This is a genomic window from Parapedobacter sp. SGR-10 (assembly GCF_011030405.1).
In the GTDB taxonomy this organism is placed as follows: domain Bacteria; phylum Bacteroidota; class Bacteroidia; order Sphingobacteriales; family Sphingobacteriaceae; genus Sphingobacterium.
In genome coordinates this window covers 1-13,454 of the sequence record NZ_JAAJTJ010000034.1, presented here as the reverse complement: position 1 = coordinate 13,454, position 13,454 = coordinate 1, and the positions used below count along the sequence as shown (strand labels likewise).

Annotated in this window: 14 protein-coding genes and 2 tRNA genes; 12 read left to right on the top strand and 4 right to left on the bottom strand. The window is 40.9% G+C overall.

The genetic code is table 11. The annotated features are described in order from the left end of the window. Positions 1-12: 12 nt before the first annotated feature. The 5 genes from G5B00_RS16550 to G5B00_RS16530 all read left to right on the top strand — a co-directional run bounded on the left by G5B00_RS16550 (position 13) and on the right by G5B00_RS16530 (position 4,014). The gene (locus G5B00_RS16550; RefSeq protein WP_163878135.1) at positions 13-888 is read left to right on the top strand and encodes a sensor histidine kinase; all 876 of its coding nucleotides are present in this window, start codon (positions 13-15) and stop codon (positions 886-888) included. Continuing rightward, the gene (locus G5B00_RS16545; RefSeq protein ID WP_163878132.1) at positions 878-1,600 is read left to right on the top strand and encodes a response regulator transcription factor; all 723 of its coding nucleotides are present in this window, start codon (positions 878-880) and stop codon (positions 1,598-1,600) included. The genes G5B00_RS16550 and G5B00_RS16545 overlap by 11 nt, the downstream gene beginning before the upstream one ends. Positions 1,601-1,602: 2 nt before the next feature. After that, entirely contained in the window at positions 1,603-2,106 is a 504-nt protein-coding gene (locus G5B00_RS16540) for a hypothetical protein (RefSeq protein WP_163878129.1), read from the top strand. A gap of 246 nt (positions 2,107-2,352) precedes the next feature. Continuing rightward, a complete protein-coding gene (hemE, locus tag G5B00_RS16535) occupies positions 2,353-3,387 on the top strand; it encodes a uroporphyrinogen decarboxylase (protein ID WP_163878127.1) in 1,035 nt (344 codons plus the stop codon). Positions 3,388-3,462: 75 nt separating this feature from the next. Next, positions 3,463-4,014, top strand: a complete 552-nt coding sequence (locus G5B00_RS16530; protein WP_163878125.1) for a CopD family protein — start codon at positions 3,463-3,465, stop codon at positions 4,012-4,014. A gap of 48 nt (positions 4,015-4,062) precedes the next feature. Here G5B00_RS16530 and G5B00_RS16525 read toward each other — a convergent pair whose 3' ends face one another. From G5B00_RS16525 to G5B00_RS16515, 3 genes are all read right to left on the bottom strand, one after another. After that, a complete protein-coding gene (locus G5B00_RS16525; protein WP_163878122.1) occupies positions 4,063-5,277 on the bottom strand; it encodes a bifunctional 3,4-dihydroxy-2-butanone-4-phosphate synthase/GTP cyclohydrolase II in 1,215 nt (404 codons plus the stop codon). 99 nt (positions 5,278-5,376) lie between these two features. Beyond that, positions 5,377-6,837 (bottom strand): LptF/LptG family permease, encoded by a 1,461-nt coding sequence (locus G5B00_RS16520; protein ID WP_163878119.1) that lies wholly within the window; start codon positions 6,835-6,837, stop codon positions 5,377-5,379. 151 nt (positions 6,838-6,988) lie between these two features. Next, a complete protein-coding gene (locus tag G5B00_RS16515) occupies positions 6,989-7,366 on the bottom strand; it encodes an START-like domain-containing protein (protein ID WP_163878116.1) in 378 nt (125 codons plus the stop codon). A 248-nt stretch (positions 7,367-7,614) separates the two neighbouring features. On the opposite strand from G5B00_RS16515, the gene G5B00_RS16510 reads away from it, so the two are divergent. From G5B00_RS16510 to G5B00_RS16490, 5 genes are all read left to right on the top strand, one after another. Continuing rightward, positions 7,615-7,691, top strand: a tRNA-Met gene (locus tag G5B00_RS16510). A gap of 435 nt (positions 7,692-8,126) precedes the next feature. Then, on the top strand, positions 8,127-8,768 hold the full coding sequence (locus G5B00_RS16505; RefSeq protein WP_163878114.1) for an SGNH/GDSL hydrolase family protein: 642 nt from the start codon (positions 8,127-8,129) through the stop codon (positions 8,766-8,768). 95 nt (positions 8,769-8,863) lie between these two features. After that, positions 8,864-9,232 (top strand): hypothetical protein, encoded by a 369-nt coding sequence (locus G5B00_RS16500; protein WP_163878111.1) that lies wholly within the window; start codon positions 8,864-8,866, stop codon positions 9,230-9,232. Positions 9,233-9,609: 377 nt separating this feature from the next. Then, positions 9,610-10,611 carry a DUF1080 domain-containing protein gene (locus G5B00_RS16495; RefSeq protein ID WP_163878108.1) on the top strand — a complete coding sequence of 334 codons (1,002 nt, stop codon included), beginning with the start codon at positions 9,610-9,612 and terminating at the stop codon, positions 10,609-10,611. A 169-nt stretch (positions 10,612-10,780) separates the two neighbouring features. Then, positions 10,781-10,854 (top strand) — tRNA-Pro (locus G5B00_RS16490). A gap of 182 nt (positions 10,855-11,036) precedes the next feature. Here G5B00_RS16490 and G5B00_RS16485 read toward each other — a convergent pair. Continuing rightward, on the bottom strand, positions 11,037-11,876 hold the full coding sequence (locus tag G5B00_RS16485) for a tyrosine-type recombinase/integrase (RefSeq protein WP_026357444.1): 840 nt from the start codon (positions 11,874-11,876) through the stop codon (positions 11,037-11,039). Positions 11,877-12,087: 211 nt separating this feature from the next. Between G5B00_RS16485 and G5B00_RS16480 the strand changes: the two genes are divergently transcribed. Together G5B00_RS16480 and G5B00_RS16475 are read left to right on the top strand one after the other, a co-directional pair. Further along, complete coding sequence (locus G5B00_RS16480; RefSeq protein ID WP_163878105.1) at positions 12,088-12,660, top strand: Crp/Fnr family transcriptional regulator; 573 nt, start codon at positions 12,088-12,090, stop codon at positions 12,658-12,660. 66 nt (positions 12,661-12,726) lie between these two features. Continuing rightward, on the top strand, positions 12,727-13,137 hold the full coding sequence (locus G5B00_RS16475) for a VOC family protein (protein ID WP_163878102.1): 411 nt from the start codon (positions 12,727-12,729) through the stop codon (positions 13,135-13,137). Positions 13,138-13,454 lie beyond the last annotated feature (317 nt).

Sequence of the window (13,454 nt, the reverse complement as noted above, 5' to 3'; positions counted from 1 at the left end):
GAAATCGCATACATGAAGAGAGCGTTGTTTTGGTTTTATCTGTTGGCATTCTATGCCCTCTGCCAGCTTATCGGTTGGGGATATATGTTTGTAAAGTATGTTCCAGATCGTAAGGGGATGGTCATAGGTGAGGGGCTTATCTTCTTGGCCATTTTTACCTTGGCTGTTATTAAGCTCAAAAAGCACTTTGAAAGAGAAAGATACTATCGTCAGCAGCAGCAGAATTTTCTGTTGGCGGTGACGCATGAACTGAAATCTCCCTTGGCCTCCGTCAAATTGTATCTACAGACTATTCTCAAAAGGGACCTGGATCGTGAACAACAGCAAGTTTTTTTGGGTAATTCTCTCAAAGATATCGAGCGGCTGGATTATCTGGTCGAAAATGTATTGCTGGCAACCAAATTGGAAAACAGGAGCTTCAATCTGCCCAAAGAAGACTTTAATCTGTCCGAACTGGTGCTTGATATTTTAGACAGGTTGCAGAAAAATGCCTGCAAAACAGAGATACTGAAACCTAATATAGAAGAAGGACTGGTTCTACATGCAGATAAGTTTGCCATTACGAATGTCGTAACGAATCTGGTGGAGAATGCCATAAAATATTCGCCTCCTTGCGCCAATGTAGAAGTAAATTTGTACAAAAAAGGAGAAAACCTTATCTTTTCGGTAGCAGATCATGGTATCGGGATTCCCGATGAAGAAAAAAGGTTGATATTCAATAAATTTTACCGAATCGGAAATGAGTCAACCCGTAAAACCAAGGGAACTGGTTTGGGGTTATATATAGTAAAATCGGTATTGCAAAAGCACAATGCCAGTATTACGGTCAAGGACAACAAGCCGTCCGGCAGCGTGTTTGAAGTAACATTTGAAAATTATGCAAAGTAAGCAAAGAATACTATTGGTCGAAGATGAAGAGCATTTGTTGGAAGCCATCAAATTGAACCTTGAATTGGAAGGTTACCGTGTGACTACTGCAACGGATGGAAAGAAAGCGTTGAAAATCTTTAAGGAAGAACGTTTTAACTTGATTATTCTAGATGTGATGATTCCCGAAATCGACGGTTTTCAAGTTGCAGAAACCATTCGCTTGCAGAATACTGAAGTCCCTATCATGTTTTTGACTGCCAAAAACAGCAGTGAAGATCGGATCACCGGCTTGAAAAAAGGAGCCGATGATTATCTGGTCAAACCATTTAACCTCGAAGAACTGATCCTTCGTGTTGGCAATCTGATTCGTCGTGGCATGAAAGGCGATGAATTAAAAGAATTGAACTCTTATACCATTGGTGACAAGACCATTTATTTCAATTCCTACGAATTGCACCATGCCGACGGTACGGTTACTTCCTTGACGAAAAAAGAGACGATGTTGCTTAAATTGCTGATCGAGCGCAGGAATGAGGCTGTCTCGAGAGAGCAGATATTGGAGACGGTGTGGAACTATGACGTGTACCCTTCTACGCGTACGATCGACAATTTCATATTGACATTCCGTAAATATTTCGAACCGGATCAAAAGCATCCTATCTATTTCCATTCTATACGGGGGGTAGGGTACAAGTTTACGGATAATCCTGAAGTACAAACAGAAAACTAAGCATGAATACCCGATCCAGGTTTATTATCATTGCTTTGGTTGTGATCGCTTTGGCGTACTGTCTGGTGTCAGGATATTATAGCGTGTGTATTTATCTGTTGGGGATTATCGGCTATATTGTATGGAGCCAATATAGGGAGGGGACGGTTTTTTTGGCTACGCAGGCGTTTCATAAGCAGGATTATGAGAAAACCAAGAATCTCCTGTCTGAAATTAAGAATCCTGATCATTTGCGCAAAGGCCGACGGAATTTCTATGAATTTATGCAGGGCAATATTGCATTGAAGGAAGGTAGGGTCGACGAAGCTGAGTATCATTTTCAATTGGCTTCTCGCTTGCCCTGGAGGAAAGATCATGAAAAAGGTATGGTGCTCATCAATCTGGCTAATATTAATCTAAGAAAAGGAGATAAGGAACGGGTAGAAGGATACCTTGCTGTAGCTGAAAAATTGAGACTTACGGCTCGTCAACAAGAGATTATCCAAAAGATTAGAGGTAATCTGTAACAGATATGAAGCGTTGTCTTTACTATCCTTAGTGTTCAGCGTAGCGGTCACTAAGGATTGGACGATGGAGAGGGAGTCTCGGACTCCTGTTTGTCAAAAAAGTCCGTAGAGACCTTTCAGAACTCTACGGACAGTAAGGGTCACAAGTTACACTTCGTTAAACTTGCGACAGTGCGAGTAGAGGGAGAGGAGATTTGAAACTGTGCAGTTTTTTTAATTTTTAATTTTAACCTTTTAATTTAAGTAGTGAGTACGACTTTACAAAACGATTTGTTGATCAGAGCTGCCCTTTCGCAGTCAACGGAAAGACCTCCGGTGTGGATGATGCGTCAAGCAGGACGTTTCATGCCTGAATATTGGGAGATCAAGAATAAGCACAGTTTTCTGGAAATGTGTAAAACGCCGGAGATAGCTGCCGATGTGACCATGTTGCCCGTAGATCTATTGGATATAGATGCGGCTATCTTGTTTTCGGACATCTTGGTCACGGCTGAAGCGATGGGGGGTGAGCTGTCCTTCGAGCAAGGGGTAGGCCCTCGTTTTTCCAATCCCGTTCGGTCCATGCAGGATGCAGAACGGCTTTCGGTAGATTGTGTGGACAGATTGCAATATGTAGCAGACGCCATTCATGTCGTTCAACAGCGTTTGAAGGGCCGTATTCCCTTGATTGGTTTTGCAGGTGCACCGTTTACCGTATTGAGCTATCTCGTAGAAGGTGGTTCTTCCAAAGATTTTAAACGTACAAAATTGTTGTTGAACAATGAACCGGCCTTGGCTCATTTCATCCTGCAAAAGATTGCTGATGTCACGGTGGATTATTTGAATATGCAGATCGATGCCGGGGTCAATGCCGTACAGTTGTTTGATAGTTGGGCCTTGGCATTGTCGTGGAATGATTACAGGGACTTTTCGCACCATTACAATACATATATTTTGTCCAGAATCAAGAGATCGGTTCCGGTAATTTCTTTTTGCAAGGGATCGTCTGTCTTTGCACCAATGATGGCAGAAGCACATCCGGATGTGATTTCCGTGGATTGGAACGCCGATCTTCGCAATATCAAACAAGCTTTGCCCGAAGGCATAGCCGTACAGGGTAATCTGGATCCTTTTGTCCTGTATGCAGACAAAAAAGTAATCCGTGAAAAGATATTGCAACTGTTTGAACATATGCGCGGTGAAAGTGGTTTCATCTTTAACCTTGGACATGGCATCATGCCGGATATTCCATTTGATAATGTGAAATACGCCATAGATGTGGTCAAGGGGTTTAGGTATTGATAAATTATGAATTACGAATTAGAAATTACGAGCCTAATTCATAATTCATAATTCATAATTCATAATTCATAATTCATGTTGTACTTATACGCCAAGGCGATACATATTATCTTTGTGGTTTGTTGGATGGCAGGGCTTTTTTATATGCCCAGGCTATTTATTTACCATACAGAAGCCAAAGGTAAGGGTATGGCAGCCTATGAGGTATTGCATCGACAGTTTACCATCATGGAAAACAGACTGTGGTGGGTTATTACTACCCCAGCCATGTATTTGACCATAGTCTCAGCATCAGTCATGCTGTATGTGAATCCTGCTCTCCTGACCATGGGGTGGATGCACATGAAGCTGTTGTTTGTCGTAGGTATGATTGTTTATCATTTTATCACGCAGCGTATCATGTACAAGCTTCGGGACGACAAGTCTACCTGGACATCCGGACGATTGCGCTTATGGAACGAAGTTGCTACTCTTTTGCTATTCGCTATTGTATTTACCGTTGTCCTCAAGTCTGCTTTGAGTTGGATCTATGGCGTTGTAGGCTTGGTTGGTCTGGCTATCCTATTGGTGCTGCTGATCAAACTCTATAAGGGCTATCGAGGGAAAAGAGGAGAGAAGGTTGATTAACTTATTTGAATGAAACAAGTACGGAGGCAGTACTGCCTCCGTACTTGTTTATAGATTCTTTAAGATAGCATGTCCCATGCGATCCCGTTTGGTTTTGAGGTATTCCTCATTATAGGGATTAGGGCTGATTTCTATAGGCACATTTTCCACTATTTCCAGACCGTATCCGATGAGACCCGCTCGTTTGGTAGGATTGTTGGACATCAACCTCATTTTCCTTACACCGAGATGGCGGAGAATTTGAGCCCCAACACCATAATCACGTAGATCGGCCTTGAATCCAAGTTGTATATTGGCATCCACTGTATCTATTCCTTCTTCTTGCAATTTATAGGCATGTAATTTATTGATAAGGCCGATACCACGGCCTTCTTGGTTCATATAGACGATAACTCCTTTTCCTTCCTGTTGGATCATTTCCATGGATTTATGAAGCTGAGGCCCGCAATCGCAACGACATGAGCCAAAAATATCTCCTGTCAGACATGAACTATGTACCCGTACCAACACAGGCTCGTCCTCTTTCCATTCTCCTTTGTACAAAGCAAGGTGTTGTTCGCCTGTATTTTTTTGTGTGAATGCTTTTAGCTGAAAGTCACCAAATTCCGTAGGCATTTGCACGTTTACTTCTTCCTTGATTAGTGTATCGTGCTTAAGACGGTATTCGATCAAGTCCTCAATACTAATGATCTTAAGATCAAAACGTTTGGCGACTTCCACCAGATCGGGTAGCCTGGCCATTTCGCCATCATCCTTCAATATTTCGACCAATACCCCTGCTGGTTCTAATCCTGCTAGACGAGCTAGATCTACCGAGGCTTCTGTATGACCCGTACGGCGGAGGACGCCTCCGTCCATCGCTATCAATGGAAAAATATGTCCGGGCCTACCCAATTCTTCGGGCTTGATGTTGGGGTCTATAAGTGCTTTTATCGTTTTTGAACGATCCGAGGCAGAGATTCCTGTCGTACAGCCATAACCTTGAAGATCCACGGATACAGTAAAGTTTGTTTCGTAAACAGCGGTGTTTTGGCCGACCATGGGGGCAAGTTTTAATTCTTTGCAACGTTCTTCTGTCAAGGGGGCACAGACCAATCCGCGGCCATGTGTAGCCATGAAATTGATTACCTCCGGTGTAGCATTACGTGCTGCGGTCACAAAATCACCTTCGTTTTCGCGGTCCTCGTCATCTACGACGATGATTACTTTTCCGGCTTTGATATCTTCAATCGCTTCTTCTATCGTATTCAGTTTGATATCCATGGATATGTATATATTGTGCTTATGTATATGTTATGCTAAAATATGTACAAAGGTAAGTTTGTTTTTTGTTCTTTCTATAATACTGGAGTCATAAAGATTTTAGGCAGATTTTTTTCTCCTATAGTTTATTTTCTCCTTAACCCATTCCCACATCAATTGGGCTTTGACTTTATACTGATCCAAATCAAACAGCGCCGAGTCCGTAGTGGATTTGTAGGTGAGGAAAATGGCTAAGGGTGTCAGAATGAATATGGCCGACCACATGCCCCAGAATGGGGTAATACCACCGTCTTTGGCTGATTTTTCGGCTACGGTGGAAATAATATGATAGGTTAAAAAGAAGATAATGGACAAGACTACTGGAGCTCCTAGGCCTCCCTTACGGATAATGGCGCCTAAGGGTGCACCTATTCCAAATAGCAATAAACAGGATACGGCCAATGTGAATTTGCGGTGAAACTCGATCCTGTACCGGATATCCGAATCGACGAGCCGCTTGAATTCGGCAAGTCTATTGGTATTCATGTCTTGTGATTGCTGGACTTGCATCAAAGCATTGCTCAGTGTCGATGCCCGCAAGCTTTTGGGGATATAATCCAATATGTTTGCCTTAGGGTCAATCTGAGCAGGAGTCACCACTTCTTTTCTGTAATATGGAGATTGGAACAATATGGACGACTTACTTTCCAACGCATACATTGCGGTCATACTGTCTATCAGTGCCTTATTGGAATCTGTTTTGAGCTTCAGTTGCCGCAGGTTCAGCATTTGGTGATGTGATTTGAATAGATTCTCATCTGTACGTTTCATTTGAAACGCCTCCATGCTGAACTTTTGTTCTGTTTCCTTGAAATAAAAGCGTGTGAATTGTTGGCGTGGATCATAGCGTTTGGCATCTTTTACGCGGCTATCCTCATAACGCACGCCGTCCTTCAATTTGAGGATCATAAAACTCTGATCCCGGGAGTCAAACATATATCCTTCTTTTGCCAACAGTACGTTGCTACCTGCACTGCCTTTGGTATTGTCGTAAATAGTAAGATTGTACAATACGGTGCCATCTTTACTTTTGTTCTTTGCCCGGATAGAATATCCTGGAATAGTATTGTTAAATACACCTGCCTTGATAAAAAAATCCGCTTTTTTATTTCGGACGTCATAAAGCAGCGAACCCATTTTTAGATTGACCACGGGCAGGATATAGTCGGAGAAAAGGAATGAACCGCCAGCAAATATACCAATAAGGAAAAATAAGGGGGTCATGGCTTTCCGCAGTGATACGCCTGCGGCTTTGATCGCCACAAGTTCATAGCTTTCGCCCAGATTGCCAAAGGTCATGATAGACGACAGGAGCATGGATAGGGGCAAAGCCATGGTCAACTGTACGGCACATTGGTAGGAGAGTAGCTCCAGAATGACGTACCACTCGAAACCCTTACCAATCAGATCGTCAATATACTTGAATAAAAAAAGCATCAAAAGCACAAACATCACAATACAGAAAGTGACAAAAAATGGGCGGATGAATGCTTGTAATATGAGTAAATGTACCTTTTTCATTGTTTTAACTACCTTTCAAAGGCAATGAAACTTGCATGAGCCATATTTTTTGTCTGCCAATTGGCAGCTCATGCCGGTTTCATATAGGCTATTGTCCTCCCGGAACTAATGATTTGAGTGGAAGAAAATAGTTATACAAAGATAGTCTTTTTTATGCACCGATTACACTTTGTAGGTAGCTAATTGAGTTGTCCCATATTTTTTTTCTGTCCTCTACATTTTCATCTTTGGCATAATCGACAACAGAGAGGGCGACGTCGTTGGTCAATTCGTCTTGGATGATTTCTAATTCAAAGTAATGCGGTTCGTCATCGATCCATTTAAATTTAGCGTATTTGTTCTCTTTGGAGGCTGCCAATCGTGCCTTGAAAGACTCATTGTCCCAAATGAATTCATACACGCCATCATGATAGGTGACATCATCGGCAAACCATTGTGCCAGTTCGTTAGGTTCGACCAAATAGGGGTATAGTATTCTGGGTGAAGAATTGATGATATATTCAAGTTCTATTTTGGTTTTCTCTGCCATAGTCTGTTCTCGTCTTTACAATATTTGTTTCTTTTTAAGAGTTGGTTGTAATAATACAATTTTTTGTTCTAATTGTATAGTCCGAATGATAATTTTTATTCACAACAAAGTATTTTATTCACAATACATAGCTTTCATTTTTAGCGATTTGTGGCTTTGAAGGTGAATAAGGGCAAAAACGTTTGTTATTTTATCTAAAAATAACTTTGAAAATCATTCCGAATTGCTATATTTGCATCACGAAAAACGGCGGGGTAGCTCAGATGGTTAGAGCGCAGGATTCATAACCCTGAGGTCGGCAGTTCGATCCTGCTCCCCGCTACCAAAGTTGCAAAAGAGGCAAAATCCAATCCTAATTCTGGTATGTCTCTTTTTTTTATTGCTTGCAATTTTCTGAAAATAAGCTGTATAAGAAAAAATTTAGGTAATTGTATACTTTCATGACCAACCATAAATAACGTCGTCATTCTGACCGGATCCGCCAGTTGGCGGAGAAGCGGAAGACCGCTGAAGGCAGCTGCGAAGCAAACCGAGCGTAGCGAGCTCACCGAAGGTAATCTCATCATGGTTAATCCCTTCTTAGATGAGATCTAATGTTGCATCAGCCCCACAGGCACCAACACGTCCCTGATGCCTGCTTACGCAGTCGACTGCGTTTCACACAGCCTGCCCTGAGCCTGTCGAATGGGCTCAAGATGACGGAATGTTTTGGTTACACAAATATATAATCGCCATAATTTATTTAAATTTTTGTATAGCTATGGCACAGCCAGGCTCGGCAAAAGATGACTCGGCAAACTTTTCGAGATACGAAGAGGCAAATAATACAGCACCACAGGGTGCGGTTGTTTTCATGGGCAATTCCATAACCCAAAACTGGTATAAAGCACATCCCGATTTTTTCACGGCGAATAACTATCTATGCAGAGGCATAGGTGGACAAACAACAATGCAAATGCTGGTGAGGTTTAGAAGAGATGTCATAGATCTGAAACCCAGGGTAGTAGTCATCATGGCAGGAACCAATGATATTGCAAGAAACCTGGGCTATATTTCACCCGAAAATACGCTAGGCAATATTATTTCTATGGTAGAACTTGCCCAAGCCAATAAGATTAAAGTCATATTATGCTCTATTTTACCGGCTTACGAATTCAGATGGCGCAAAGAACTGAAACCTGCCGATGACATTGTTGCTTTAAACAACAGGATAAAGACTTATGCAGCACAGCATAAAATTCCTTATGTGGATTATCATAGCGCGATGAAAGATTCCCGTAATGGCTTACCCGAAAAATATGCAAAAGACGGCGTACACCCCCTTCCGGAAGGGTACGATGTGATGGAAGGTGTTGTAAAACCGGTGATAGATAAGGTCGTTAAGGCTAAAAATAAAAAATAATAATCGCATACCATAAATTTTAAGTCTTGCAAAGGTTAGAAGGGTGAATTGTAGCGGAAAAGTCTTTCGTACGTTTTACTATAAAACCTCTTGATATGAAAAGATTGTGTACGTTATTAGTTGCTGTAGCCCTATTGTTTGGTTGTAAAAAAGAAAATGAGCAGAAGGAGGTCTCTGCCTGTGCATTACAAATAAAAGAGTTCTTTAAAGAAGAGCTAAAATGTACTGAACAGCATTCAATGGAAATAAACCTGTATGCCGGTATGTATAAAGGGATGTTGGTTTATTTTACGATGACGATGTGTCCTAATTGTAACACCGTTCCGCCATCTTTTGGGTACACCTGTGCAAATAAAAAAATTGACTTCGATGATTTCACCAAAGTCAGTGATATACAACAGGTGTACAACAGCTGCACCAAGAGATTCACAGAATGGGGTGTGGATCCAAACCATGAAGAGTAACACGGCTTTCTCCTTATAATAAATTCACGAGGAGGACCCTTTGTTTACAGCTATCGAATCACTTGCGTATTATGCACCCTATTCGGGGATACTCATCCTTGATGCCATCTCCCATCCAATCCAAGACTTCTTTGGTATCCGGCTAGGAAAAAAGGTGTGATACTGAGGCACAATGTATATAAGGATTTCATGACAATTGTAGTCCAAAAAAAGGATTTCCAATTTATTCAGATGAAGAATTTTCATGATAACATGGGACGAACAAATAATAAATGATAAATTTGTGAATGCCTTGTTGGTAAGGTTACCATCTGAAAAGGGGATAACAACACTATGCGAGGGAACTTTTAAAACTTAAACTAAAAACGACAATAAAAATGATTAGAAAATCTACAAGCCTGTTTATTTTACTAGGCTCGATGATGGGCGTGACCCAGATTTCATGTAACGATGTCCATAAAGACAAACAGAAAGAGGAAATTCACAATCCGGCTACGCAGACAATCCCTAAAGAAGCTGAAGGTTTGATCGGTCGTTGGGACATAACTGTGGATAAGGAGGGTAAAGAAGTTCCGTCGTGGCTGGAAGTCAAGCTGTCTGGATTCAATACATTGGTGGGCGGCTTTGTCTCAGATGCAGGCAGCAGCCGGCCTGTTTCGCACATCAAGCTTAATGAGGGCACATTCTCTTTTGAGATCCCTCCACAGTGGGAAGGTGGCGACGGGTTATTTACAATCCAGGGTGAATTGATAGGAGAGGAGATAAAAGGTACGATTACGACCAATAAAGGGAATATCTTTAACTTCACTGGAGTGAAAGCACCTTATTTGGTACGCACCGGTGAGGTACAATGGGGAGAGCCGATCGAACTGTTCAATGGCCAGGATCTGACAGGGTGGAAAACTTCTTCTGATGATAATCAATGGATTGTGAAGGATGGTATCTTGATCAATCAAAAAGCAGGTGCCAACTTGATCACGGAACGGACTTTTGAAGATTTTAAGCTGATCGCCGAATTCCGCTATGCAGAAGGAGGCAATTCGGGTATATATTTGAGGGGACGGTATGAGGTGCAGATCGAGGATTCACCGATGGACAGGCACCCCGGATCATTGTACTTCAGTGGTGTATATGGTTTCTTGGCTCCGAGTGAGATCGCTACTTTGGGACCGAATGAATGGAATAAATATGAGATCACGCTCCGCGGACGTATGGTGACTGTCGTTGCCAATGGCAAAACGGTCATCAATAACCAGGAGATACCGGGCATTACCGGAGGCGCGTTGGACAGTAAAGAGGGGGAACCAGGACCAATCTATCTGCAAGGTGACCATACCGGTGTAGAATTTAGAAAGATTACGATCATCCCGGCTAAATAGCGTGTCTACAAGCTGTCTGAACGATGGTGAAACTCCATTTTGTTCAGACAGTTTATTTTTTCTTATAATGCATTTTACTCCTGTATTTTTTAAATTTAATGCGCTCCTTAGTTTGTACTTGCGGAAAAAGGTTTATATATTTGCATACTTTTTAAAGGTGATACCTTTTCGGGGTGTAGCGTAGCCCGGTATCGCGCCACATTTGGGATGTGGAGGTCGTAGGTTCGAATCCTGCCACCCCGACAAAAGCCACTGATAATCAGTGGCTTTTTCTTTTTTCGGACACATTTCGGACAAATTATATCTGAATATTGATTATTCAATAACCTAAGCAAAGTTAAGTTAAGCTAGAAGAATAACCCTTCTTAAAGAATGATTGGAGCATAATGCTTGTTTCTATAGAGCGTGAAAAGTTCATCTTATTCTTATAAAAAATCAAGAGGGCTAGGAGTCTTTTGCTTGTCTATGTCAGTGATATGAGTGTAGATCATAGTCGTTTTTATATTTTCATGACCCAATAACTCTTTTACAATTCGGATATCGATACCTGATTGGATTAAATGTGTGGCATAAGAATGTCGCAATGTATGTACAGAGCCTTCCGACTGAACATTTGCTTTGATCAATGCTTTTTTCAGAATCAACTGTACACTTCGTTCGCTATACTTGCCACCCTTCTCACCTTCGAAGAGGTACTCCTTTGGCTTGAATGCTTGATAATAATGTCTCAAAGTCGCCAGCAATTTGTCTGGTAATGATACAATCCGATCTTTATTACCTTTGCTTTGATGGATTCTGATAATTCCATCGGAAGATTTTATGTCTTTGATTTTGAGATTCAACAGTTCGCTAAGACGTAGTCCACAACTATAGATTGTCATCAGAATAGCCTTGTGTTTTAGATTTTGAGTGTTATCGAGAATATTTCTTACTTCTTCTTTTGAAAAGAATTTAGGTAATTTAGAAAATGAGCGTTTCGGGTATAAGTAATCCAGTTGGATTTTTTTGTCCAATATCAGTTCGTACATCTTCTTGATTGCGCCCACTAATCCTTTTTGATAGGAAACACTAATTTTCCCATTTTGAACTTTTTCGTTTATAAACGCCTCAATATCTGACAGTGGAATTTCTTCAAGGGAGGGGTATTTGCTAACATGTTTAAGAAATATACTAGCGTAATCCTTGTACGATCTAATGGTATTGCCAGCATATCTCTGCATCAGCAATCTCTTTTCGAAGGTTTCAAGTATGATTTCGCTATTCATATCAGGGAAATAGTATTTTATAATATTTTGTTTCGCTATTTGTGCGGTTTTATTTTTTAAATACAAATATATCAATATCTTATGTAGAAAGAAAAGTCAAATAACGAAACACGTATATAGGGTTGGTTAAGCGAAATTTTCCGTATATTCGTTTCGTTAAAACAGATGTTAGCGGTCATTGTAACGGACGACACAGCAGACACAAAAATCAATGGACAATCTTCTAAAATACATTCGTTCGCTGACAAGTTTTTCTGACAGAAGTTGGGAACTGCTTCAACCTGTATTGACAAAAAAAGAGTTTAAGAAAAACGAATTGCTACTAAGACAAGGACAAGTTTGCAACTCACTTTTTTACATTGACAACGGCTACTGCAAAAGCTATTATGAAATTGACGGAGTTGTAAAAAACACAGGATTTTTCTTTGAAAACGAAATTGCAACCAACATCAACAGTTTTGGCGACGGGCAAAAATCGGAATTTAATATTGTGGCTTGTGAACCATTAACCACCATAATTTTTAACAAAGACAAATTGTTTCAAACAGCCCAACAAGCCAACGAAATAGAAACTTTGGGAAGAAATTGCATACGCTTGTTTGCTACGAAACAAGAAGAATTTTCAACCTTGTTCAAACTCTATTCTGCACAAGAACGTTTGGAATATTTAGAAGTAAAACATCCCGAAATTTTACAACGGGTTTCACTTTCTCAATTAGCTTCCTTTCTTGGTGTAGCAAGGGAAACATTAAGCCGAATTAGAAAACGCAGAGTGTTGGAATAATTATGTGACGTTTATCACAGGTCTGACACCGCAACATTTTTGACCTTTGCTGAAAATATAAGAGATATGCAAAAGTTGAAAAAAATTGACGAGCAAACCAACGTTTTGACTTGGTTTGAAATTCCTGTAACAGACATTGACAGGGCAAAAAAATTCTACGAAACTATTTTGGACATAGAAATGGTCAAACGTGCAGACGGAAACGATGAAGCTGTTTTCTTCCCTTTCAATCCAAATGTTGTTCAAGCGACATCGGGACGAGTAACGGGCGTTTTGTCAAAGACCGCAAGAAACAATCCGTCAAGCAATGGCACAGTCGTTTACATCAACGCAAGCCCAAGTATTCAAACTGTTCTTGACAAAGTAGAACAGGCAGGCGGAAAAGTGATTGCACCCAAAACACAAATTCCAGCAGGTTTTATTGCTATCATCATTGACAGCGAAGGAAACAAAGTCGGGCTTCACGCTGAACAATAAAGACGACTGACAACAGTACTAAAAGTCAAGTGAAGTAAGTGTTTCGCTTGACTTTTTTTGTTACAGTTGGATACGGAAAGACAAACAACGAACCGCTAACATCGGTTTTGCGTCAGGCGGGGCGAAGTGCTTCGTATGAAAATTTGTGCTAAATTTAAACTGTGGGTCTTCGTATCAAGTGCAGTGCTAAAAAGCCCGCCCGAACGCAAAGCCTCCGGGCGTTATGTGCAACCCTAAAAGAAAGAGGCTGCTAAAAACAACCTCCTTCAATGTGACCTCTTTATGATTAATCTATTCCTAAACGAATAGCCATTTCA